Genomic DNA, 22,576 nt, shown 5'->3' with positions numbered 1-22,576 from the left:
CACATTCGTGACGTTGAAACGAGTATCGGATTCTAATACAATTTTCTACACGGGAAGTTTTCGGACAGTTGCAAGCCTGCCATTCCCGTCGCTTGCACTGTGCAAATTAGAATGCAGTTCAATGGCCGCTCTGGGCTCAGGGGTAGTCGGTCCACTTCTGGATTGCGGTCCGAAGCGGTCACTACCGTGCGCTTGAAATCAAACTTAGTTGAGAGCAAACCAATACTTAGGTTAACCGTGCTATCTGCGCGTGTAAGACTTATCAGCCGGAAAGTTAACGGGGAGGAGAAAAGCGCCGTCACAGGACAATGTTGCGGGTGCTCGCTGGTACCGGGGCGATCAGCGGCTCGCAAGCGCGTTGCACAGGGTTGTTCTATGGCTGCCCGAGAGGGTTCATCTTCCCCGCCTCGCATTCCGGCAGTCGCACAGGTTTGGCGAGTTTTGCCAGCGCCTCGGGCTTGGCGCACGCCGGGAAGCCAGCTAGCGGCATCGTCTCTATGAACCGACTGCGCTCCATTGTGCTTAGGCCGGGTTCATTGATCATGCTCTCTACAGTCAGGTCCGGGTGCTGCTTGAGAGCTTCTATAACCGAAGCATTCGCCTCAACGGTTCGACCCAGTGCCGCGAGGGAGCTGCTACGCACCACCCAATTCCACTTTTGGTAGTTGTTAGGCGTCATGCGCTCCAGCATCTTCACCGCGTCCTCATACCGGCCCGCCATAAAATAGGCAGGTGAGAAGAAGTTGGACGTCCACATCGGATAGTTCGGGTCGAGCCGCATTACCTGGTCGACCATTTGAGCGCCGCGTTCAGGTTCACCGAAGTGTGCTGCAAAGCCGGAATAGAAAGTCAGGATTTCGGACGAACCGGGAGCTAGACGAAGGGCCGTGTCCAGCTCAGCCTTGGCGCGGCCCATGTCACCCTTATTTGCAAGGCTCATACCAAACACCGCGTGTGCTTCAGCGTCGCTCGGATCAAGCCGCACCGCGCGTTCGGCCACATCGGCAGCCGCCTTGCGATTGCTTTCGGGATTGACACCAAACACACCCAATAGATCATGAGCATGGTAAAGTTCTACCCAGGCCCGGGCCAGCCCCGGGTCCAGCTCGACGGCGCGGGTGAGAAACGTGATGGCCTCCTCCTCATCCGCTTTGGTGAGCTTTTCAATCTTCTCGGTCCCGAGCAGGTAGTAATCATAGGCATTCAGATTTTCAGGCCGTTTACGTTTGGCTGCGGCCCGCCCGGCTTCTTGAATTAGTCCCACTCCGCCGCCGAGGCGGTTGGTGACCTGCTCTGCGATTTCGGTCTGAACGGCGAACACGTCCTCAGCGGGCCGGTCCCAATTCTCCGACCAAAGATGGTGGCCGGTTTTTGCATCGATCAACTGTGCTGTGATCCGTACCCGGCCACTCTGCCGCTGGATCGAGCCTTGCAGTACAAAGCCGACATGGAGCGCACTTGCGACCTGGCGGGCATCCACCGGCTTACCTTTATAAGCTTCCGTCGAATTCCGCGCCACCACCTCGAATTCGGGAAACCGCGCGAGGTCGGTGATGATGTCCTCAGTCAGGCCATCGGCCAGACGCCCACTAGCGTCGTCTCCGCCATAATTGTCGAAGGGCAGCACCGCCACCGACGGCTTGCCGCTCAAAGGTTCGGGCTGTAATAGCCACCAGACCCCGCCGCCCGCCAGAGCAAGCGCCACGATCGCCGCCGCAGCCGTCTCGGCCCAGCGCGGTATCATTCCGAGAAGCGGGCGACGCGCCCGTTTGCCGTCGAGTCTCAGCCGATACATCCGCACTGGGCGGCTGATGTTCTTGACCTGCTGCTCGCCGGCGAAATCGAGCGGCCAGTCGAGTTTGCCCTGGAGATGATCGTAGGCTGTGCCCGACACCATCACGCCGCCCGGCTCGGCCAAATGCTCCAACCGCGCGGCGACATTCACCCCATCCCCATACACATCGCCATCCACCAACGCCACATCGCCCAGATTGATCCCGACGCGGAATACGATGCGCTCAGGCTCCGGTAGGTCGGCGTTGCGCGCCGCCACGGTATTTTGAAACTCCGCGGCGCAGGCAACCGCATCAACCACGCTGTCGAAGACGACGAGCGCGCCGTCGCCCATCAGCTTGATAACGGTGCCATGGCGCTGGGAGATGGCGGGATTGATCAGGTCGGCGCGGATGGCCTTCAGTCGCTTGATGGTGCCGGCCTCATCGGCCTCCATCGCCTTCGAGTAGCCTACCATATCCGCCGCTAGGATCGCGAGCAGCTTCCGGTTGAGCGCGGGGGTACTCATCATCGTTGCCTTGCATGAACATGCAATAGTGTCGGCAGTCTACACCCATCGAAGCGCCGCAACTACCACACCGCCAAAACGGCATGTCTGCTTGTGGAGCCATGAGCGGACGATTGAAGATTTCCGATCAGCGGCTGGAATCGACAAAAATCGGAAGTCCCTCGGTCGAATTTTTAGACTCAAGACCCGTAGGCGACGCTTCGTCAGAATCGGCTGCGCGCTTAGGCAAACTTGCACTGCTAGCCCTCGTATCATCGTGATCGGCCTGACTTTCGACACGACCCTTCACTGCGAAAGAGACCGGTCTGGAACGCTTCTTGACGCCGATGCCGTATAAGCTACAACTTGTCCATGCGCCGTGACCACCTCTCCTCCTGAAGCGGGATAATCGTCATGTGTCACAAATCCTTTGGATCGCATGACCTGGCAAAAGGCAAGGTTGTGGCGCATGCCGTGTCCTGCGCCGCAGCGTTGTTCTTTCTTGCGCGCCCAGTTTTCACGATGCTTCGCTCTGGCAGAGAAATGTTTGCAGCGGCTCTCCTGCTCGGACTTTGCGCCACCGCGAGCGCCGATGACGTGCTTTTCGAAAACGTCCGCATCTTCGACGGAAAAGGTGCTGCTCTTTCGGCTCCGTCGAATGTGCTGGTCCAGGGCAATGTGATCGCGGAGATTTCGACAAGCTCCATCGAAGCCGAAGGCGCTGAGCGCATTGCCGGCAACGGGCGAACGCTGATGCCCGGCCTGATCGATGCGCACTGGCATGCGATGTTGGCTGCGTCCACCCCGGCAGAGGCAATGGGCGACGTCAGCTTTGCCAGTATCCTGGCCGGCGATGAGGCGACGGATACGCTGATGCGCGGCTTCACCACCGTCCGCGACGTGGGCGGGCCGGCGTTCGGCCTCAAGCGCGCGATAGACCGGGGCATCATCCCCGGACCGCGCATCTATCCGTCCGGTGCCATGATCACAGTGACCAGCGGGCATGGCGATTTCCGCCAGGTCACCGACCTGCCACGGAGGACCGGCGGCCTTCTCACCCCCATGGAGACGATCGGGGGTGCAATGGTCGTGGACAGCCCCGACGAGGTGCGTTTGCGCGTCCGCGAGCAGTTCATGCAGGGGGCCGTTCTGATCAAGCTGACGGCGGGAGGCGGGGTGTCTTCACCCTTCAGCCCGCTCGACGTCACCACCTTCACCGAGCCAGAATTGCGGGCGGCCGTTGAAATTGCCGAGAACTGGGGCACCTACGTCGCCGCGCACGCTTTCACCCCGGATGCGATCCGGAAGGCTATCGCGGCTGGTGTGAAGTGCATCGAACACGGCTTCCTCATGGATGAGGCCACCGCCAGGCTGATCGCCGAAAAGGGAATTTGGCTGAGTTTGCAGCCGCTACCCGAATTGATGAGGACAGGCCTCCGCGAGGGTTCGGTCGAGCGCGCCAAGGCCGATGAGGTGTGGCCGGGCATCGGCAGGACATACGAACTGGCAAAGAAGTACAAAATCAAGACAGCGTGGGGAACGGATGTCCTGTTCTCCCGTGCGCTGGCGAAGCAGCAGGGAGCAATTCTGGCCTCGCTCGTGCGTTGGTACACGCCTGCCGAAGCGCTCGTCATGGCGACCGGGACCAATGCCGAACTGCTGGCGCTGTCGGGCCAGCGCAACCCCTATCCGGGAAAGCTCGGCGTGATCGAGGAAGGCGCGCTCGCGGACCTCCTGCTCGTAGAAGGCAATCCGCTGGAGAACATCGACCTGGTGGCCGATCCTGCCAACAGCTTCAAAATCATCATGAAGGACGGCCTGATCTACAAAAACACGCTGACCCAGTGAGGAACGACTGAGCCGCCTGTCCTGCTGGACGCGCCGATGGCCTGCTGGCCGCAGAGCGCTGGCATTCCACAGGCGAGCGACAAGGAATGGCCGCTTTCCATCAATGTAGACGCTCGGCTGACCGACAGAAGCGGGCCAAAAGCTGCCTGGACCACGGCCACCACAGCCCCGTAGCGCCACTTCTGGCCCTTTCCAATGAACTCCTGAAGATCGCGTCAACGGCTTACCTTCTGTCACATTTCGAATACACGACCTAGACCATACTGGGACAAAGGCCCCGATGGCCTGGTTGCCCCGAAACCTTAACTTGCCACCAGATCTCCACGATCATGTCTATACCACGGAGGACGCAACTATCCGTGCCTTGCTGAAATCCTATTCGACAGAGGAAAGCTAAACCGATGAAAAGGACCAGTCTTACACTCTTTGCGCTCATGTTCGCGGTCGAGCCTTCATTCGCAATCGAGCGGTTGAATGCCGGTTCAACGACCTGCGCTGCCGTTCAGCAGATTATCGCCCGCGATGGAGCGGCCATCTTGCGTTATCCATCTGAGAGAGTACCTGGTATGACGCTTTACAAACGGTATGTTCGCAATAAGGCCCAGTGTGACAGCGATGATGAAGCCGCGCGGACCTCAGTCAAGACCGCTGACGAGCCACGATGCCGGCTGGCGCGCTGCCGATCGTCTTCACACAATCAATCGACGACGTCAGGTTCCCGATGACGGGTATTGCCTTCTTTGAAGGGATTTGGCGATCACCGACCGGAGTAGATAGACCTGGCGCACCGGCGAGAAGTCACCTGCTATACGTCATGTTTTGCCACTCGCCGATGCACTCGGCTTTGAAATCGTGATGGGCTGAAACACATAATCGAGCGAGTATGCGTCACGCATATTCTTCGCAACATCCTTCATATGTGGCCAAAAGCGGACATGGGATTCTCTCGCAAAGCCAGCATGGCCGCTGCCATGGCTAAACTTGATGATGCGAAGGCTTGCCTTGTCGCAAACGGTCTGACGCGCGGCAATGAGCACATCTGCTACCCGAACGGCATTTATCAGGCTCCCAGTAAATAGCCGTGTCTAATCTGGCCTAAGGAACTGATTTACTTCAAGAAAAGTGGTGCCGCTTACGTGACTCGAACACGTGACCCCATCATTACGAATGATGTGCTCTACCGACTGAGCTAAAGCGGCAACTTGGCGGCAACTGTACGGCCGCGATTTGCATGGCGCTGATACAGGCATTGTTTGAAGATTTCAAGCGCCCTGTCGTGCCTTTGAAAAAAAAGACGCTCCGCTGTGGAACGTGGCGCGGCTCAGAGCGCGAGGCGTGTGCGCGCTGCCCGGTATTCGCTTTCCAGCCTGTCAACGAGCTTGGCGACCGGCTCAACCGCCTTGATCGCGCTGATGCCCTGGCCGCTGCCCCAGATGTCTTTCCAAGCCTTCGCGCCGCCGACTGCCTGCTCGAAATCCATCTTCGATGGGTCCGCTACCGGGAGGTTGTCCGGGTCGAGGCCGACGGCCTGGATCGATGGTTTCAGGTAATTGCCATGCACGCCGGTGAAATAATTGGAATAGACGATGTCGTTTGCAGCGCCCGCGACGATCGCCTGCTTGTAGGCTTCGGTGGCGCGCGCTTCCTCGGTCGCGATGAACGGCGTTCCGATATAGGCCATGTCCGCACCCATCGCTTGAGCTGCAAGGATCGCGCCGCCGGTGGCGATCGCGCCTGCCAAAAGCAGCGGCCCGTCGAACCATTCACGGATTTCGTGCACCAGAGCGAAGGGTGACAGCGTGCCGGCATGCCCACCGGCGCCCGCCGCCACCGCAATCAGTCCGTCGGCACCCTTCCTAATCGCCGAATTGGCGTGGCGGTTGTTGATGACGTCGTGGAGCACGATGCCGCCATAGGAGTGTACGGCCGCATTCACCTCGGGCACGGCACCGAGCGAAGAGATCACGATCGGCACCTTGTATTTGACGCAGAGGCGCAGGTCGTGCTCCAGCCGCTTGTTCGACATGTGGACGATCTGGTTGACGGCAAAGGGTGCTGCCGGCCTGTCCGGATTGGCGGCGTTGTGGGCGGCGATGTCTTCGGTGATCATTGCCAGCCATTCGTCGAGCTGGCTTTCCGGCCGGGCGTTCAGTGCCGGAAAAGCGCCGATCACGCCCGCCTTGCATTGCGCCAGCGTCAGGGCCGGATGCGAGATGATAAAGAGCGGTGAAGCAAGGACCGGCAGTCTCAGGTTTTCCGTGAGGATTTTGGGAAGGGACATTGCGTTTCACCATTAAATTGACGTTTACGAAAACGTCAATTTGATAGCAGACTTGATGAGCGAGGAAAAGAGTATGCGTGAGTGCCGACCTGTCGGTTTCCGCAGAGATCGGCTGTCGAGATAAGTGGGCAAGGGTGGGTAAGGAGCATATTTATTGATGCGATGTGAAATGCTGCCAGCCGCAAGACTTGCGGTTTTCAACCATTGACGCTACCGAGTTTTGTTAGGCATTTGTAAAGATTTCAGGGTGATGCCTGATGCCAGCATGAAGGATCGGATGTGAGCGGATTAGAAACGGCAATCAGAACGGCGCTTAACAACTCCGATCGCGATAATCCGGAAATCCGTGCAAGGATTTATCAATCGGCCCGCCAGGCGCTGGAGGCCGGCCTTCGCAAGCAGGATATCACCGACCGGGAAGCGATTGCGCATCATCGTCATCGGCTCGAAACGACCATTCACATGATCGAGGCCGAAGAACGCGAGCGCCTGCATCCGCGCCAGGGTCCACCGGAAGTGCCTGTTCCGCCCGTCGCCGAAATCCCGCCGCCGGTCAGGCACGACGAGCGCTTTGAACATGACGCGCCTCAGGTCGGCGGTGAAACACGAGGCTATTCGGCAAGGCCTGCCTACGACGAGTCGAGGCTTGATGACGTCCATGCCGCTGCGTCCGATCATCTCGGCGCTGCGCCTCAGACCGGCGAAGGCCTAGCGCTCGAAAGCCGCCCTTCCGCCCATATGGATTTCCGGCCGGAGGGGGCTGCAAAGCGCCGCAAGCCGCGAAAATTCTTCTCGCGGCTGCTTGTCTGGTGCGTGCTGATCGCCTTCATCGGCATGGGGGCCTGGTGGGCTTATAAATCCGGCCTCTTCCTGACGGCGGCCGAGCGCGACACCAGCGTCGCCAATCCGCCTGCCAGTACCGAGCCGGAAGACTTCGACGGTGCGGACGAAGGTGCTGCGAACACGGCGCCGCATGTCGATCAGCCGGTCACGATCGACCCGCAGAACAGCTTTTCTGCGGAATGGATTGAGATATTCAAGCCTTCGGACGCTGCCAAGATCGAAAGCGGCCCGCGGGCACGGACGGAAAACATCGCCGAAAACGATGGTCCGGCCGTTCGTTTGATCTCGGAAAGCAACGGCGCCGATGGCAATATCGGCATCAGCGTTCCGAAAGACGTACTTCGAGAGCTCGCCGGCAAATCCTCGACGATCGCGATCACGTTGCAATCGACGAGCGACGAGCCGACGCAGGTGATGGTCGAATGCAATTTCCAGACGCTCGGCAATTGCGCCCGCCATCGGTTCAGCGTCACCCGCGAAAAGTCCGACGCTCTGCTTCAGGTTACCTTCGACCGGTCGTTGGCGCCGAGTGGCGATGGCAGGCTGATGATCAACAGCGATGTCGACGGCAAGGCGCGAGGCATCAACCTCTACGCCGTGCGCATCCTGCCGGGGCAGTGACCCTTATTTGAGAAAGCCGGACCCCGCGCCAATGATCTTGTCGTCGAGATCGCCAATCGCCTTGTCGTCCTTTCCGTCGTAATCCATTTTCTTCAGCATGTGACGGATGAGGTTGAGCCGCGCGCGGCGTTTGTCGTTAGCGCGGATGACCGTCCAGGGCGCAAATTCCGTATGCGTCGCCTCGAGCATCCGCTCGCGTTTGTCGCTGTAGTCGCCCCATTTGGTGAGCGCCGCGATATCCATCGATGAAAGCTTCCATACCTTCAGCGGATCGTGCCTGCGGTCGTGGAAGCGCTTGAGTTGCATCTCGCGGCCGATATCCAGATAGAACTTGAAGAAGTGAATGCCTTCGTGGGCAATGATCTTTTCCAGCTGCGGCGCTTGCTTGAGAAAATCCTCATATTGCTTAGGCGTGCAAAACCCCATGACCGGTTCGACACCTGCGCGGTTGTACCAGGAGCGGTCAAAGAGAACGAACTCGCCGGCGGTCGGAAACTGGGCGATGTAGCGCTGGAAATACCATTGGCCGAGTTCGCGGTCATTCGGCTTGGCGAGTGCGACGACGCGGGCAAGGCGCGGGTTCATGTGGGCGGAGGAGGCCGAGATGGCGCCGCCCTTGCCGGCCGCGTCGCGGCCTTCAAAGAGCGCCATCACCCGCATGCCGGTCGCCTGCAGCCAGAACTGCACTTTGACCAGTTCGATCTGCAGCTTTTCCAGCTCTTCGAGATACTCTTCCTCTTTCAGCTTTTTCTTGTAAGGGAAATCCCCCGATTCCAGCGCCTCTTCATCGATCCAGTCCGGAAGCACCGGATCGTCGACATCGAAGACGCGCTTCTTGCCCCTGATGTCCAGTTCAACCGCGCGGCTTTCGACAGCTTCGGCCATATTTCCTTCTCCGCCTGTGGCTTTCTTCGTAGGCGATCATATTTTTCATTGAAAATCAAATCCGTCGCGGCAGGCAAAATTCCTATGTGTATCGGTTGCCGCTTTTGCGGCAAATGGCAGCGGCGGAAAACTTCTGTCATGAATCACGGCTATCAGGCAGAGTTTGAACATAAGAACGACTCGACCGGGCGAGGAACACTTGGAAGACGAAATGCCATGGACAACGGGGCTCATGGCCCGCATACGGCAGCAGCGAACGGTTTTGCTCGCGGCGATCGTCATTGGCCTCGTTGCGCTTGCGGCCGGCATGAACAAGTGGGCGGTGCTGGCGCTTCTTGTCTTAATGATCGCCATTGTGCTTCTAAACAGCATGCCGGCCGTGCAGGCAAAGCTTGCGGAACCGCCGGAAGTCGAACCGGAAGCGCCAGCGAGTCTGCTGCCCGCCGTCTCCGCAACGCTGGCTGGCCTCGATATACCCGTGATGCTCCTCTCAGGCGATGCCTCCGTTCTCTTCCAGAACCGCGCCGCGGAAAAGGCCTTTGGCGAAGTGGTGATCGGGGCGCATATTTCTGCACGCCTGCGCTCGCCGGGCATTCTGGACATGGTGGGAGAGACGATCGCCACCAACGCTCCCAACCAGATCGAGCATTCCGAGCGCCTGCCGTCGGAGCGCGTCTATATTGTTCGCAGCGCGCCGATCGACCTCGGCGGTACCGGGAATGGCGAGCGCTTCTTCTTGCTTTCGTTCCGCGATATCTCCGAGGTGCGGCGTATCGATCGCATGCGGTCGGATTTTGTCGCCAATGCCAGCCATGAGCTGCGGACTCCGCTTGCGTCGCTCCGCGGTTTCATCGAGACGATCCAAGGCCCGGCAAAGAATGATCCGAAGGCGCAGGAGCGCTTCCTGGGCATCATGTTCGACCAGACGACTCGCATGAGCCGCCTTGTCGACGATCTTCTCTCGCTTTCCCGTCTTGAGCTCAAGTCGCACATCGCACCGGACGAGAAGGTCGATCTCGTGCCGCTGCTCGGCCATGTCAGGGACGCGCTGGTGCCGCTTGCCACGGAGGTTGGAGTCGAGATCAATCTGCACCTGCCGGAGGGTAAGGCGGAGGTCCTCGGAGACCGCGACGAACTGGTCCAGGTTTTTGAAAATCTCATGGAGAATGCATGCAAGTACGGCCAGGAGGGCAAGGTCGTCGATGTCCACGTCAAGAATGCATCCGGTGAGGCGGTTGAAGTCAGCATCGCAGATAAGGGCCCGGGCATTCCCGCGGAGCATGTGCCGCGCCTCACGGAGCGGTTTTATCGCGTCAATATCGAGGATAGCCGCTCCAAAAAGGGCACCGGTCTCGGTCTGGCGATCGTCAAGCATATCCTGACGCGTCACCGCGCACGGCTGATCGTCAAGTCCGAAATCGGTAAGGGAACGGAGTTTACGGTGCGTTTCTGACGACGTAAGCCCTGGAATATTGGTCGTGGATTTGACGCCGAAGTCTCGATTGCCAGACGCAAAAAAAAGGGCCCGCGAGGACCCGTTTCCGTTTTTACTTACCCGGCTCAGCTTGCGCGGGCTGCGGTCCGGCGGCGTTCGTTGACCGGCTGATAGGCAAGGCGCTGGTGATAGCTGCAATAAGGGGAAGAGTCCGGGCTGTCGCAGCCGCAGAAGTGGAAGTCGTCCTTCAGCGGGTCGCCGACCGGCCACTTGCAGGTACGCTCCGTGAGTTCCGTCAGACCGAGACGGCGGGAGATCGGCACGACAACGTTTGTGGCCGGACGATAGTCCATCTCCTCCATGAGATCGATTTCGACCTCTTCCTTGAGCATCGTCGCGCCCTGCTGGCGCGTGACGGTGCGGGTCGCCATCCGCGATGCATAATTCGGTGCGCGGACAGCCGAAGTGTTGCGCTTCGGCGCGCGTGCCGTCGTCGTCGCGCCGCCGGCCTTGGCGCGGCCCGGAAGGCTAAGCCTGTGGACCTTGCCAATGACCGCGTTCCTGCTCACTCCGCCGAGTTGCGCCGCGATCTGGCTCGCGCTCAACCCTTCGGACCAAAGCTTCTTGAGTTTTTCGACACGCTCGTCTGTCCAGTTCATGCCCTGTCTCCGCCGTTTAGCGTTGTGAAGGCAGAATCCCTCACCCTTGCTCCGGATACGTCCGAAGCAGGAAACGCCTGACCAATTGTGGTGACTAGTTCCGCCGCATGCAGTCTAGTAATTGAGTTTTAACCTAGTGTGAGGCTGACTCCGTGACAAGAGTCGCGGGAATCCGGATGAATCGAATTTCAAGTTTTCCCCAACTTGCTTCCCGAGCGAGTCATTTCTGCAACATTAGCTGTTGATAAATAGCTCGCCTGATCGCCTGCCGGCCGCACGCGCCCAAATCCGCAGTTTTGTTGACATTGCGGCGCGAAACGTAAATAGTGGCCCTCGCCGCCGAAAGGCGGCATTTTTAATTTTTCGGGCCTGGTTTTTAGCCGGAGTCCGGTTGCCCTAACGACGACAGGAGACCGCGCCATGGCTCAAGCCGCGCCGCTATATGACACCTATTCTCGCGCCCCTCTGCGGTTCGAGCGAGGTGAGGGCGTGTGGCTGATCACCGAGGGTGGCGAGCGATATCTGGATTTTGGCGCAGGCGTTGCCGTAACATCCGTCGGCCACGGCAATCCGCATGTCGTTGAAGCCCTGAAGGCGCAGGCCGACAAGGTTTGGCATCTGTCGAACATCTATGAAATTCCAGGCCAGGAGGCGCTTGCCAAGCGGCTGACCGACGTCACATTCGCCGACAAGGTGTTTTTTACCAATTCCGGGGCCGAGGCGCTGGAATGCGCGATCAAGACCGCGCGCCGCTATCAGTATTCCAAGGGCCATCCAGAACGCTTCCACATCATCACCTTCGAAGGCGCTTTCCATGGCCGTACGCTGGCGACGATCGCTGCCGGCGGTCAGGAGAAGTATCTCGAAGGCTTCGGCCCCAAGGCACCGGGTTTCGATCAGGTTCCGTTCGGCGATATCGAGGCGGTCCGCGCCGCGGTTACGGATGCGACGGCGGGCATCCTCATAGAGCCGGTGCAGGGTGAGGGCGGTATTCGTCCGGCGACAAACGAATTCATGAAGGCGCTCCGCCAACTCTGCGACGAGAAGGGCCTGTTGTTGATTCTCGACGAGGTTCAGTCCGGCGTCGGCCGCACAGGCAAGCTCTTTGCCCACGAATGGTCCGGCGTCACGCCGGATATCATGGCGGTGGCGAAGGGCATCGGCGGCGGCTTCCCGCTCGGCGCCTGCCTTGCGACCGCAGATGCCGCTTCCGGCATGAAGGCCGGCACGCATGGTTCCACCTATGGCGGCAATCCGCTTGCCATGGCGGTGGGCAGCGCAGTGCTTGACGTCATCCTGGCCGACGGTTTCCTGCAACATGTGCGCGACGTGGCGCTCGTCTTCCGCCAGGGCCTTGCCTCGCTGAAGGACCGCTATCCGGATGTTATCGAGAATGTGCGCGGCGAAGGCCTGATGCTCGGCATCAAGGCAGCCGTCCCGTCTTCCGAACTGCTGCAGGCCATTCGTGCTGCTCATCTTCTGGCCATTCCGGCGGGCGATAATGTCATCCGTCTCCTTCCGCCTCTGGTCGTCACGGCCGAGGAAGCGCGCGAGGGGCTTGCCCGCGTGGAGCGCGCTGCCGAAAGCATTCGCGCCGCAAAGACCAAGAAGACGGCTTGAACGGATAGACGCCTCTCAAGGGGCATACAGGTAAGAACGACATGGCTTCCCCCAAACACTTTCTCGATCTCTCGGCGGTAACCGCATCCGATCTCAGGTCCATCATGGATGATGCGATCGTACGCAAGCAGGCCTTCAAGGCCGGTAAGGGCGATAAGCCGCTCGCAGGCAAGATGCTGGCAATGATTTTCGAGAAGCCCTCGACGCGCACACGTGTTTCCTTCGATGTCGGCATGCGCCAGCTTGGCGGCGAGACGCTTTTTCTCTCCGGCACGGAGATGCAGCTCGGCCGCGCGGAGGCGATCGGCGATACCGCCAAGGTGCTCTCGCGTTACGTCGACGCGATCATGATCCGCACCACGGAGCATCACCGCATGCTGGAACTTGCCGAACGCGCGACGGTGCCGGTCATCAACGCGCTGACGGACGACACACACCCCTGCCAGATCATGGCCGACATCATGACCTTCGAGGAGCATCGCGGTCCCGTCAAGGGCAAGACGATCGCCTGGACCGGCGATGGTAATAACGTGCTGCACTCGCTGGTCGAAGGCGCTGCCCGTTTTGGCTATCGCATGAACATGGCCGTGCCTCTTGGTTCCGAGCCGAAGGATCACTATCTGAACTGGGCCCGCAACGAGGGCGCCCAGATCATGCTTGGCCATGATGCCGACCGTGCGGTCGAGGGTGCCGATTGCGTGGTAACCGATACCTGGGTCTCCATGAATCAGGAACATCGGGCCCGCGGTCACAACGTTTTCCAGCCCTATCAGGTCAACGCGGCTTTGATGGCAAAGGCCGGCAAGGATGCATTGTTCATGCATTGCCTGCCCGCCCATCGTGGTGAGGAAGTGACGGACGAAGTGATCGACGGCCCGCAATCCGTGGTTTTCGATGAGGCGGAAAACCGTCTTCACGCGCAAAAGTCGATTCTTGCATGGTGCCTGGGTGTGATCTGAACCATACTGGGCGCCACCTTTGGCCTGATGGCCTCGTGGCCGCGCGAGTGGAAAGACTTCTGGTCTGCCGCTCGGACTACTAGGAGTAAGACCATGGCAGAAACCGCAAGTGCTCTCGGCGAGTTCGATTTCGCCGGTGATGATCACGTTGTCCCGTTCCAGGTAGAGGGCCTCGATGTGCGCGGCCGCGCCGTCCAGCTCGGTCCCATGCTGGATGCGATCCTCGAGCGCCATCACTATCCGGCACCCGTTGCCCGGCTCCTCGCCGAAGTCATTGTGCTGACGGTGCTTCTCGGGACGTCGCTCAAGTTCGAAGGCAAGTTCACGGTGCAGACCAAGGGCGATGGCCCTGTCGATCTCCTCGTCGCTGATTTCTCGACGCCGGAGAACGTGCGTGCCTATGCGCGCTTCGATCAGGCCCTGCTCGACAAGGCAGTCGCCGCCGGCCAAACCGAGCCGGAACAGCTTCTTGGCAAGGGCGTGCTGGCTTTTACCATCGACCAGGGTAAGTTCAGCCAGCCCTATCAGGGCATCGTCGCGCTCGACGGTACCTCGCTTGAGGATATTGCCGGCACATATTTCCGTCAGTCGGAGCAGATCCCGACACGCGTCCGCCTGGCTGCCGCCGAATTGTTTGACCGCGACGAGGCGGGTAAGCCGCGCCACCGCTGGCGCGCCGGCGGTCTCGTTGCGCAGTTCTTGCCGGAAGCGCCGGAGCGCATGCGCCAGCCCGACCTCCACGGCGGCGACGGCGATAACGCCGCGCTGGCACACAAGGAAGACGACGCCTGGACCGAAGCGCGCGCGTTGGTCGACACCATCGATGCGGACGAACTGACGGATCCGCAAGTCGGAATCGAACGCCTGCTCTTTCGCCTCTTCCACGAGCGTGGCGTGCGTGTTTTCAGTACCCGGGCAGTTTTCGACCGCTGCAGCTGCTCGCGCGAGAAGATCAAGAATGTGCTGAAGGGCTTTTCGGACGACGAGATCGACGCCAGCCAGGAGAATGGCGAGATTGCCGTTACCTGCGAATTCTGTTCCACGACCTACCGGTTTGAGGTCGTGGAAGTCGCATCGGCTGCGGAATGATCAATTCAGCACTCTGAGCAGCCCGGGAGAATCCAGCGAGAAGGCGGGTATTTCGACGTCGAAAAGCTCGCCGTCCTCCGTTTCCATCTGGTAGTGCCCGAACATGAGGCCGGAAGGCGTATCGAGCGGACAGCCGGACGAGTATTCGTAGGTGTCGCCGGGTTCCAGCCGGGGCTGCTCGCCGACGACCCCAGGACCGGTCACCTCGTCCACCAGGCCGTTCTGATCGGTGATGTTCCAGTAGCGATTGATGAGCCGTACTGTCAGGTCCGAATTATTGCTGATCACGATCCGGTAGCCCCAGACATAGCGATCATCATCCGGATCGGATTGCTCCTCCAGATAAAAGGGCTCGACGACAACTTCGATATCTCGTGTGAGGGCGCGGTACATGCCTTACACCATAGCCAAGATATGTTACCCGTATCTTATACAGCGCTCGATCCGTCAAGAAACGGCACATGCATCATCCTTCAAACCGCGATGATTGCACGTCGTTTCGAACATTAATCCTAATTTTCGAAGTTAATTCCCGTATTAAAGCGAAGCTCTTGCGCCATTTCTTAGGTGGAGCATGCGGCCGGACCGGCAAGGTCCGGCCGTCGCTATCGCAGGTCAGGACTTAACCTTTGAAAGAGCCTGAGCGAAATCTTCGATCAGGTCATCAGCATCCTCGATGCCGAGCGAAAGGCGAACGGTGCCGGGCGAAATGCCTAATTCCGCGCGGGCGTCATCGCTCAGGTTCTTGTGCGTCGTGGTTGCCGGATGCGTGATCAGGCTCTTGGAATCGCCGAGATTGTTCGAGATTTTGATGATATCGAGCGCATTCTGCAACGCGAAGGCTGCTTCCTTCCCGCCCTTCAGCTCGAATGCGACGAGTGTCGAGCCGCCGGACATCTGCTTGGCGATGATATCGGCCTGCGGATGATCCTTGCGGCCCGGATAAATCACCTTGGCCACTTGCTTCTGTTCGGCAAGGAAGTCCGCGATCCTGGCGGCACTCGCTGTCTGCTGTTTGACGCGCAGCGGCAGCGTTTCGATGCCCTTCAGAAGCGTCCAGGCATTGAAAGGCGACATGGCCGGACCCGTGTGGCGGAAGTAGTCGTGCAGGTTTTCGTCGATCCATTCCTTATCGGAAAGCACGACGCCGCCGAGGCAGCGGCCCTGGCCGTCGATATGCTTGGTCGCGGAATAGACGACGATATGGGCGCCGAGTTCCAGGGGCTTCTGGAAGAGCGGCGTTGCGAAGACGTTGTCGACGACCACCTTGGCGCCGATCTCGTCGGCGAGCTTGGCAACGCCTGCGATGTCGACCACTTCCAGCGTCGGGTTCGTCGGGCTTTCGAGGAAGAAGACCTTCGTCGCCGGGCGGATCGCCTTCTCCCAGTTTTCGAGATAGCGGCCGTCGATGAGCGTGCATTCGATGCCGTATTTCGGCGCAAGCGTTTCGACCACCCATCGGCAGGAGCCGAAGAGCGCGCGGGCGGCAACGATATGGTCGCCGGCCTTCAACTGGCAGAGGATCGCCGCGGTGACAGCAGCCATGCCGGAAGCGGTGGCGCGGGCGTCTTCGGCGCCTTCGAGCGCGCACATCCGCTTTTCGAACATATCGTTGGTCGGGCTTCCGTATCGGGCATAGATGAAGCCGTCCGTCTCACCCTTGAACCGGGCTTCCGCCGCTTCAGAGGTATCATAGACGAAACCTTGCGTCAGGAAGATCGCTTCCGAAGTCTCGCCATATTGCGAGCGCAGCGTCCCTTCGTGAACGAGTTGGGTTGCCGGGCGCCAAGTCTTGCTCATGCCATCACCACCTTCAAACAACAAAAAAACCGGCCGCAAAAGCAGACCGGTTTCATACCCGGTCTTTTTAGCCACTTCTTTAACGTGGCTGCAAGCCGACCGGCCAAATCACCACGGGATAAAGCTGCAATACTGCTGTTAGCTTCTTGCGTCAATTCCTTGAGTTTGGTTTTGTCTGAGGCAAATTATGGATGGAGCATGATGGCTCGCGAAACTGGAATCTTGGCCGATCGCGCAATTGCTGCGCTGTTTGAAACGGGCCGCCTCACGAGTGAGCGGGAACTGGATCGCGATCAGATCCAGCCGGCCAGCCTGGACCTGCGCCTGGGCGCCAAGGCGTTCCGCGTCCGGGCAAGTTTCATGCCGGGTCCCTCGCATCTCGTTGCCGACAAGCTCGACCGGCTGAGCCTGCACGTCATCGACCTCTCCGAAGGTGCCGTGCTCGAAACGGGTTGCGTCTATATCGTGCCTCTCATGGAGCGGCTCGATCTTCCGGCTGAAATGTCCGCCTCGGCCAACCCGAAGAGCTCGACTGGCCGCCTCGACATCTTCACCCGTGTCATTACCGATTACGCGCAGGAATTCGACAAGATTCCTGCCGGTTATTCTGGCCCGCTCTATCTGGAAATCAGCCCGCGCACGTTCCCCGTCGTCGTGCGCCGTGGCTCGCGCCTCTCGCAGATACGGTTCCGGGTCGGGCATTCGATTCTCGGCGAGCCGGAACTGCAGGCGCTGCATGATGCGGAAACGCTGGTCGCAAGCGCCAAGCCGAACGTTTCGGGCGGCGGCATTGCGCTGTCGATCGACCTGGCAGGCGACAAGGATGGCCTGATCGGCTACCGCGGCAAGCATCACACGGCCGTCGTCGATGTCGATAAGAAGGCCGAGCACGATATCTTCGATTTCTGGGAGCCGCTTTACAGCCGCGGTCGCAACGAATTGATCCTCGATCCGGATGAGTTCTATATCCTCGTTTCGCGCGAGGCCGTGCACGTTCCGCCGCACTACGCAGCCGAAATGACGCCCTTCGATCCGCTCGTCGGCGAGTTTCGCGTGCATTACGCCGGCTTCTTCGATCCAGGCTTCGGCCACGCGCCTGCCGGCGGCATGGGCAGCCGCGCCGTTCTCGAAGTCCGCAGCCATGAAGTGCCCTTCATCCTCGAGGACGGCCAGATCGTCGGCCGCCTGGTTTACGAGCACATGCTGGAGAAACCCGAAAGCCTTTATGGCTCCGGCCTTGGATCGAACTACCAGGCCCAGGGTTTGAAACTCTCGAAGCACTTCCGCATCTGAGAGCCTTGACACCGCCACCCATCTGTTGGAAGGCTTCCGTCATCGCGGGTGTAGCTCAATGGTAGAGCAGCAGCTTCCCAAGCTGAATACGAGGGTTCGATTCCCTTCACCCGCTCCAGCTGCTCACGATCCACAGGTGGGACGCCTATAAACGATTGGGCGGGCTCTAGCCGCCCGCTCTCAAAATTCTGTCCAATCGGCGTCCTTGTTTTCCGAAGCGCTGTTCATGCCGAATGCACCGGCAAGCGTCTGGCCAAGTGCGCGTGCAGGCGAAGCGGCGGGCCGCGTGCTCACTGTCGCCACGCGGATTGCGGGTTTTGATACCGGCGCCGGACGGGTCACCGCAGGCCGTGCTGGTGCTTGCGGCATCGGACGTGCCGCTGCGATGAAGCTATCCGTTCCGCTCAGCTTGAACTGGCCTAGCAGTTCGTTCAGCGCGGCGGCCTCCGTTGCCAGGCTGTGGCTTGCTGCCGTGCTCTCTTCGACCATGGCGGCATTCTGCTGTGTGCCCTGGTCCATGGTGTTCACGGCCGTATTGATTTCCTGCAGGCCTGTCGATTGCTCACGGGAAGCCTCCGCGATCGCGTGGACGTGCTGGTTGATCTCCTGCACCTCATGAACGATGGCGTCGAGCGCCTTGCCCGTTTCGCCGACAAGGGCAACGCCGGTCTGGACATGTGTACCGGAATTGGTGATCAGCGACTTGATCTCCCTTGCCGCATTCGCCGAACGTTGCGCCAGTTCGCGCACTTCCTGAGCGACGACCGCAAAGCCCTTGCCCGCTTCGCCTGCACGTGCTGCCTCGACGCCGGCATTCAGGGCGAGCAGATTCGTCTGGAAGGCGATGTCGTCGATCACGCCGATGATATTGCTGATCTCGGCCGAGGACTGCTCGATCTGCTGCATCGCCTTGACGGCATGGCGGACGACTTCGCCGGACTTCTCGGCGCCTGCGCGGGTGCGGGCAACGAGTTCGCTTGCTTCCTGCGCGCGGCGGGCGGCGTCCTTTACAGTCGTTGTGATCTGTTCCAGCGCGGCAGCGGTTTCCTCCACCGATGCGGCCTGCTGCTCCGTGCGCTTCGAAAGTTCGTCGGCCGATGAACGGATTTCATTCGCCCCCGCGCCGATCGCCCGCGCATTGGCGCCGACTGTACGCATGGCCTCGTTCAGCTTTTCGACCGAATGGTTGAAGTCTTGGCGCAATCCATCGAGATGTTCTGCGAACGGAACATCGATATGCGAGGCAAGATCGCCCGATGCGAGACGGCGCAGCCCGTCGCCGAGCGCCTCTGCCGCGCCGGATAATTCCGCCGCTTCGCGAGCCTTCTGGGCTTCGCGCTCGCGGCGTTCGCCATCGGTCAGGTTGCGATCGACTTCCGCCTGGGCTCCGAGCTGGATGCGCTCGATCGCGTTGGTGCGGAAAACTTCGAGCGCTTCTGCCATCTGGCCCACTTCGTCGCGGCGCTCGAGGCCCGGTACATCGCCGTCGGTCTCGCCTTCGGCAAGGCGTGTCATTCGCTCACGAAGCTTCGCCATCGGCGACGTGATGCCGGCCTGTGCAATGACGATGCCGAGCGCGATGGCGCCGATAACGGCCGCCGCGATTATCGCAAGGCAGAGATTGATGCGGTCATTGACGCTTGCCGAAACGGCGTCCCCGCCATCGTTGAGCATCGACATCAAGGCATCGTTATTCGCCGTCATCTTCGGTGTCAGTACGGTGAGCTTGGCGTTCAGCTGAGCGGCCGCAATTTGGGCTCCGGCGCTGTCGCCAGACTTGCTCATTTCGGCAACCTTGTTTGAGATCGTTTCTATTTCGGCGATTCCGATGAGAATATCGTCTATCGCCGGCTTACGGCTGGGCACCAGAACGGCCGCCTCGTTAAGACGGTCACGCGCTTGCGGCAGCTTGCTCGGTGTGGAAAGCGCGGTATGGAAAGCGGGCGTGCCCGCCTTCAGGCTCGCCAGCCTCGTGGTCTGCAGCACGGCGGCGACGACAGACGCGCTGGCGCGCGAGCCTTGCATGGCCGCCAATGCTTCATGGTCGATGAAGGCGCTGTATGTCGCATCCGCATGACGGAACTCGGTGATGACGTAAATCAAACCGCCCATGGCGATCACCCCCAGAAGCATGAGGATGGACATGATCTTGGTTCGAATTTTCAGGTTCTTCAGCAGTGTTCGCATGGAAAATACCCGCTTTCTTAGGCCTTCTGCTTGCCCGGTATTCTGGAAAATCAATGGTTCGAAACTCGGCATAGAGCTGCGGCATGTTCGAAATGATCTGGTGAGGCTCGACGTCCGCGTCATGCAGCCGGCTGAAAAAAAGCCGTCGTCGTCTGCGGCATAAGAATCGATATTGCTTAACGGTGGCCTAACGTTCAAAGCCGATCCCCAGTAATTCGAGGCGCGCATTTCGTGCAATTTCCTATGCTCGAATCTCGCTCGGTGTATGAGGCGTGTTGTCCCGGAAGAAGGGGTTCGTCCGGGGCTTCTAGCACGGCTCGCCACGCGGTGGCGCACAGCATGAGCCAGCCGAGCGGCGCCCGAACCATCGCAGCCGGGTCGCCTGTTTGCCGCTGTCAATCTTTCATTTCGCCCGAGCAGAATGAAGAGGGTATAGCCCTAAAAGACGGTGAAGAGATCGATGCCGACAGGATCGGCTAGGCGGGATGAGGAGGCCGATCTCGGCATGCCCCTTTTGTCGGACCGGATGTCCGTTGCCGCGCGTCAAAGCCGAGGATACCCATCTGCCGTACCTCGACACCGCCGTTTGCCATCGTCGAGACGGTGCGGCCCGGCGCATATTCCCCGAAACGCATGACTCTGATACACGGATCACCGAGCGACAATGCCCCGACCCCACGAGCCGGACATGAGACAATCTTTCCTCGCCTCTATAAGGTTTAAGGTTTTTTTTACCTTATTGCAATTAGTAGTTGCATTATCTGCTGCGCCTGGCTTTGCGCAGCAGACGCCGTCGTCGCTGCCGCTGCTTTTTGATGCTCGCGAAAGACTTGCCAAGCCGGACCTTTCGTCGCTCGTCCGCCTCCGCTTTCTCACCTCCGTCGACTTCCCGCCTTTCAACTTTACCGATCAGAACGGCAAGCTGGCCGGTTTCAATATCGATCTGGCCCGCGAGATCTGCGATGAATTGGAAGTTGCTGCGAAATGCGAGATCCAGGCACTGCCCTTCGCCGATCTCAAGGAAGCGCTTGCAGCCTCCCAGGGTGATGCCGTCATCGCGGGACTGGCCGTAACCTCGGACTTGCGAAAGCAGTTTACCTTCACCCGTCCCTACCTGATGCTGCCGGCCCGCTTTGTGCGCAATGCGAAGGCAGAGATCAACGGGAATACCGCCGCATCGCTCTCCGGACGTCCGGTCGGCGTCGTCAAGGCGACGGTCCATGAGGCCATGCTTGCCGCCTTTTTTCCGGCAATAAAAGCCGTGCCTTTCGAGAACAAGGAAGCGATGCTTACCGCTCTTAAGGATGGCAAGGTGGATGCCGCCTTTGCCGATGCGCTGCAGCTGTCCTTCTGGGTTTCCTCCCAGGCGTCAGCAAAATGCTGTGCGCTCTTCGACGGCCCTTATCTGTCGGAGCAGTTTCTGGGGGAAGGCATGACGATCATGCTCCGCCAGAACGACGGCGTATTGACCGCAGCGCTGGACCACGCGCTTGCAGCGCTTTCCAGAAACGGCCGCCTGCAGGAAATCTATTTGCGTTTTTTCCCTTACGGGCTCTTTTAACCCCTGCGGAAGCGAGCGATCGCACTGCGTTCGATGGCAGCGCAGGTGAGCTTGTCGAGTTCCAGCCTGTCGCGGAGCATGCTGAGCAACCGAAGCTCCTCGGCCTTGACCGAAAGGTCGGCGGAGGCGACTTCGACAGCAAGTGCATAGGCGGTATCGTAGAGCCGCGAAGGCAGCGTGTCCTTCACCGTTTCCAAAACGACATCGAGGCCTTCCGGTCCGGCCAGCAGCGATGCGCAGTCGCGGGCAATCGAAATCAGCTTGTCGTGGTCGAAATCCTTGAAGACCGGCAGAAAGCCGATCAGCTGGCCGATGCGCTCCATTTCCCGGTCGTTCATCGTGCTGTCGACAGCGGATGCCATCACCATCACGTAAATCAGCGCGTCATGGGCGGAAAGCGGCTTGTTCATTCGGTCATTCCCTCTGTTTCGGCAGGAGTTTAGGAATTGCCGTGCGCCATTACAAGGGATCGCTAGATCGGATCGAGAGGATTGTCCGGCGGCGGTCCGGGCGGCAACGTCAGCGGCGCGCCCTTGCGCGGATCCTCGCCATAGACGCCTTTCTTCTCCGCTTTGGCCTTCGCACCGGCTTCGGTCAGTGCCGATCCGGGAGCCGCATCCGCCCAGCCGTTTTCGACGAGCCATTGGGAAAGGTCCTGCGCGCCGATCTTGCAGGAGGCGGTCGCAATACCGGTCCAGTTGGCATCCTCCAGATCGCAGGTGACCGAGCGCAGCCGCAGAAAGAGCCGGAAATTCGTCTTCGCCAGCATGCCGCAAGGCCATTCGTTCCCATCCGGTTCTTTGCAGACTTTGTCGGCCTGTGTCGGAACGATACCGGCAAGGCGCAGCGTCCTGTTTCCGAAGGCGAGAATGCCTGCACTCTCGGCGACCGGCCTCGGCAATGTCGCGGCCCTCTGCGGCTCCGGCTTTGGTTTTTCCGGCCCGGCGGTGGCAACCCGTTCCAGCGGCTTGCCATCCGTCTGCGCTGGATAAAATCGGCTCGCTTCATCAACCGGCCGCGCGCTCATGCTGATCTTTGGATCGGGAAGGGCAAGCGGCGGCTTTGGAGTCTCCTTGGATTCGGCAGTTGTGACGGGTTCTTCGCTCGCGGTTGCCGCCGCGTCCGGTTCGACAAATCGCTCCCTGCCTGCCGCCAGCATCCCAGCGACGATTGTTATTCCCGCAACAGCTGTCAGAAGTGCTGCAGGCCGCATG

At 59.9% G+C, this 22,576-nt stretch carries 17 protein-coding genes, 2 tRNA genes and 1 riboswitch; of the genes, 9 read left to right on the top strand and 10 right to left on the bottom strand.

All coding sequences use genetic code 11. The features are described 5' to 3' along the window. Positions 1-373: 373 nt before the first annotated feature. Positions 374-2,302 carry an adenylate/guanylate cyclase domain-containing protein gene (locus tag ACZ9DP_RS32880; RefSeq protein WP_476204792.1) on the bottom strand — a complete coding sequence of 643 codons (1,929 nt, stop codon included), beginning with the start codon at positions 2,300-2,302 and terminating at the stop codon, positions 374-376. 522 nt (positions 2,303-2,824) lie between these two features. Between ACZ9DP_RS32880 and ACZ9DP_RS32875 the strand changes: the two genes are divergently transcribed. Then, positions 2,825-4,129: a metal-dependent hydrolase family protein gene (locus ACZ9DP_RS32875; RefSeq protein ID WP_476205517.1), complete on the top strand. Its 1,305-nt coding sequence runs from the start codon at positions 2,825-2,827 to the stop codon at positions 4,127-4,129. A 1,123-nt stretch (positions 4,130-5,252) separates the two neighbouring features. Here ACZ9DP_RS32875 and ACZ9DP_RS32870 read toward each other — a convergent pair. Continuing rightward, a tRNA-Thr gene (locus ACZ9DP_RS32870) sits at positions 5,253-5,328 on the bottom strand. 122 nt (positions 5,329-5,450) lie between these two features. After that, positions 5,451-6,410, bottom strand: coding sequence for an NAD(P)H-dependent flavin oxidoreductase (locus tag ACZ9DP_RS32865; RefSeq protein ID WP_476204791.1), 960 nt, complete (start codon positions 6,408-6,410; stop codon positions 5,451-5,453). Between the two features lie 279 nt (positions 6,411-6,689). Between ACZ9DP_RS32865 and ACZ9DP_RS32860 the strand changes: the two genes are divergently transcribed. Continuing rightward, a complete protein-coding gene (locus ACZ9DP_RS32860; RefSeq protein ID WP_476204790.1) occupies positions 6,690-7,874 on the top strand; it encodes a regulator in 1,185 nt (394 codons plus the stop codon). 3 nt (positions 7,875-7,877) lie between these two features. Here the strand turns inward: ACZ9DP_RS32860 and ppk2 are convergent, their stop codons facing one another. After that, entirely contained in the window at positions 7,878-8,759 is an 882-nt protein-coding gene (ppk2, locus tag ACZ9DP_RS32855; RefSeq protein ID WP_476204789.1) for a polyphosphate kinase 2, read from the bottom strand. 232 nt (positions 8,760-8,991) lie between these two features. Between ppk2 and phoR the strand changes: the two genes are divergently transcribed. Further along, positions 8,992-10,212, top strand: a complete 1,221-nt coding sequence (gene phoR, locus ACZ9DP_RS32850) for a phosphate regulon sensor histidine kinase PhoR (RefSeq protein ID WP_239599629.1) — start codon at positions 8,992-8,994, stop codon at positions 10,210-10,212. A 107-nt stretch (positions 10,213-10,319) separates the two neighbouring features. Here the strand turns inward: phoR and ACZ9DP_RS32845 are convergent, their stop codons facing one another. After that, on the bottom strand, positions 10,320-10,853 hold the full coding sequence (locus tag ACZ9DP_RS32845; RefSeq protein WP_074066548.1) for a GcrA family cell cycle regulator: 534 nt from the start codon (positions 10,851-10,853) through the stop codon (positions 10,320-10,322). 420 nt (positions 10,854-11,273) lie between these two features. Between ACZ9DP_RS32845 and ACZ9DP_RS32840 the strand changes: the two genes are divergently transcribed. From ACZ9DP_RS32840 to ACZ9DP_RS32830, 3 genes are all read left to right on the top strand, one after another. Continuing rightward, the gene (locus tag ACZ9DP_RS32840) at positions 11,274-12,473 is read left to right on the top strand and encodes an aspartate aminotransferase family protein (protein ID WP_239595691.1); all 1,200 of its coding nucleotides are present in this window, start codon (positions 11,274-11,276) and stop codon (positions 12,471-12,473) included. 41 nt (positions 12,474-12,514) lie between these two features. Next, on the top strand, positions 12,515-13,432 hold the full coding sequence (argF, locus tag ACZ9DP_RS32835) for an ornithine carbamoyltransferase (RefSeq protein WP_074066550.1): 918 nt from the start codon (positions 12,515-12,517) through the stop codon (positions 13,430-13,432). A 93-nt stretch (positions 13,433-13,525) separates the two neighbouring features. Beyond that, complete coding sequence (locus ACZ9DP_RS32830; protein ID WP_039843838.1) at positions 13,526-14,521, top strand: Hsp33 family molecular chaperone; 996 nt, start codon at positions 13,526-13,528, stop codon at positions 14,519-14,521. Here ACZ9DP_RS32830 and apaG read toward each other — a convergent pair whose 3' ends face one another. Both apaG and ACZ9DP_RS32820 read right to left on the bottom strand, forming a co-directional pair. After that, on the bottom strand, positions 14,522-14,914 hold the full coding sequence (gene apaG, locus ACZ9DP_RS32825) for a Co2+/Mg2+ efflux protein ApaG (protein WP_022713591.1): 393 nt from the start codon (positions 14,912-14,914) through the stop codon (positions 14,522-14,524). Positions 14,915-15,136: 222 nt separating this feature from the next. Next, positions 15,137-16,321: an O-succinylhomoserine sulfhydrylase gene (locus ACZ9DP_RS32820; protein WP_194728848.1), complete on the bottom strand. Its 1,185-nt coding sequence runs from the start codon at positions 16,319-16,321 to the stop codon at positions 15,137-15,139. A 46-nt stretch (positions 16,322-16,367) separates the two neighbouring features. Beyond that, a riboswitch (SAM riboswitch) is annotated at positions 16,368-16,446 on the bottom strand. A gap of 73 nt (positions 16,447-16,519) precedes the next feature. On the opposite strand from ACZ9DP_RS32820, the gene ACZ9DP_RS32815 reads away from it, so the two are divergent. Together ACZ9DP_RS32815 and ACZ9DP_RS32810 are read left to right on the top strand one after the other, a co-directional pair. Beyond that, positions 16,520-17,614, top strand: a complete 1,095-nt coding sequence (locus tag ACZ9DP_RS32815; RefSeq protein ID WP_074066552.1) for a 2'-deoxycytidine 5'-triphosphate deaminase — start codon at positions 16,520-16,522, stop codon at positions 17,612-17,614. Between the two features lie 44 nt (positions 17,615-17,658). Then, a tRNA-Gly gene (locus ACZ9DP_RS32810) sits at positions 17,659-17,732 on the top strand. 62 nt (positions 17,733-17,794) lie between these two features. Here the strand turns inward: ACZ9DP_RS32810 and ACZ9DP_RS32805 are convergent. Further along, the gene (locus ACZ9DP_RS32805; RefSeq protein ID WP_476205516.1) at positions 17,795-19,792 is read right to left on the bottom strand and encodes a methyl-accepting chemotaxis protein; all 1,998 of its coding nucleotides are present in this window, start codon (positions 19,790-19,792) and stop codon (positions 17,795-17,797) included. 697 nt (positions 19,793-20,489) lie between these two features. On the opposite strand from ACZ9DP_RS32805, the gene ACZ9DP_RS32800 reads away from it, so the two are divergent. Then, the gene (locus tag ACZ9DP_RS32800) at positions 20,490-21,362 is read left to right on the top strand and encodes a transporter substrate-binding domain-containing protein (protein ID WP_476204788.1); all 873 of its coding nucleotides are present in this window, start codon (positions 20,490-20,492) and stop codon (positions 21,360-21,362) included. Here ACZ9DP_RS32800 and ACZ9DP_RS32795 read toward each other — a convergent pair. Both ACZ9DP_RS32795 and ACZ9DP_RS32790 read right to left on the bottom strand, forming a co-directional pair. Continuing rightward, positions 21,359-21,772 carry a tellurite resistance TerB family protein gene (locus tag ACZ9DP_RS32795; protein WP_074066554.1) on the bottom strand — a complete coding sequence of 138 codons (414 nt, stop codon included), beginning with the start codon at positions 21,770-21,772 and terminating at the stop codon, positions 21,359-21,361. The two genes, ACZ9DP_RS32800 and ACZ9DP_RS32795, sit on opposite strands and share 4 nt — an antisense overlap. 62 nt (positions 21,773-21,834) lie before the next feature. Further along, positions 21,835-22,575, bottom strand: coding sequence for a thermonuclease family protein (locus ACZ9DP_RS32790; RefSeq protein ID WP_476204787.1), 741 nt, complete (start codon positions 22,573-22,575; stop codon positions 21,835-21,837). Position 22,576 lies beyond the last annotated feature (1 nt).

The sequence above is a fragment of the Rhizobium sp. USDA 4016 genome (assembly GCF_056279705.1).
The sequence above is the reverse complement of the archived record's forward strand: the minus strand, read 5'-3'. Positions and strand labels throughout refer to the sequence as shown.

Excerpts from the sequence above, each read along its gene's own strand:
- ACZ9DP_RS32880 (WP_476204792.1), bottom strand. The coding sequence starts at position 2,302 with ATGAGTACCCCCGCGCTCAACCGGAAGCTGCTCGCGATCCTAGCGGCG.
- ACZ9DP_RS32875 (WP_476205517.1), top strand. The coding sequence starts at position 2,825 with ATGTTTGCAGCGGCTCTCCTGCTCGGACTTTGCGCCACCGCGAGCGCC.
- ACZ9DP_RS32865 (WP_476204791.1), bottom strand. The coding sequence starts at position 6,410 with ATGTCCCTTCCCAAAATCCTCACGGAAAACCTGAGACTGCCGGTCCTT.
- ppk2 (WP_476204789.1), bottom strand. The coding sequence starts at position 8,759 with ATGGCCGAAGCTGTCGAAAGCCGCGCGGTTGAACTGGACATCAGGGGC.
- phoR (WP_239599629.1), top strand. The coding sequence starts at position 8,992 with ATGGCCCGCATACGGCAGCAGCGAACGGTTTTGCTCGCGGCGATCGTC.
- ACZ9DP_RS32845 (WP_074066548.1), bottom strand. The coding sequence starts at position 10,853 with ATGAACTGGACAGACGAGCGTGTCGAAAAACTCAAGAAGCTTTGGTCC.
- ACZ9DP_RS32840 (WP_239595691.1), top strand. The coding sequence starts at position 11,274 with ATGGCTCAAGCCGCGCCGCTATATGACACCTATTCTCGCGCCCCTCTG.
- argF (WP_074066550.1), top strand. The coding sequence starts at position 12,515 with ATGGCTTCCCCCAAACACTTTCTCGATCTCTCGGCGGTAACCGCATCC.
- ACZ9DP_RS32830 (WP_039843838.1), top strand. The coding sequence starts at position 13,526 with ATGGCAGAAACCGCAAGTGCTCTCGGCGAGTTCGATTTCGCCGGTGAT.
- apaG (WP_022713591.1), bottom strand. The coding sequence starts at position 14,914 with ATGTACCGCGCCCTCACACGAGATATCGAAGTTGTCGTCGAGCCCTTT.
- ACZ9DP_RS32820 (WP_194728848.1), bottom strand. The coding sequence starts at position 16,321 with ATGAGCAAGACTTGGCGCCCGGCAACCCAACTCGTTCACGAAGGGACG.
- ACZ9DP_RS32815 (WP_074066552.1), top strand. The coding sequence starts at position 16,520 with ATGATGGCTCGCGAAACTGGAATCTTGGCCGATCGCGCAATTGCTGCG.
- ACZ9DP_RS32800 (WP_476204788.1), top strand. The coding sequence starts at position 20,490 with ATGAGACAATCTTTCCTCGCCTCTATAAGGTTTAAGGTTTTTTTTACC.
- ACZ9DP_RS32795 (WP_074066554.1), bottom strand. The coding sequence starts at position 21,772 with ATGAACAAGCCGCTTTCCGCCCATGACGCGCTGATTTACGTGATGGTG.
- ACZ9DP_RS32790 (WP_476204787.1), bottom strand. The coding sequence starts at position 22,575 with ATGCGGCCTGCAGCACTTCTGACAGCTGTTGCGGGAATAACAATCGTC.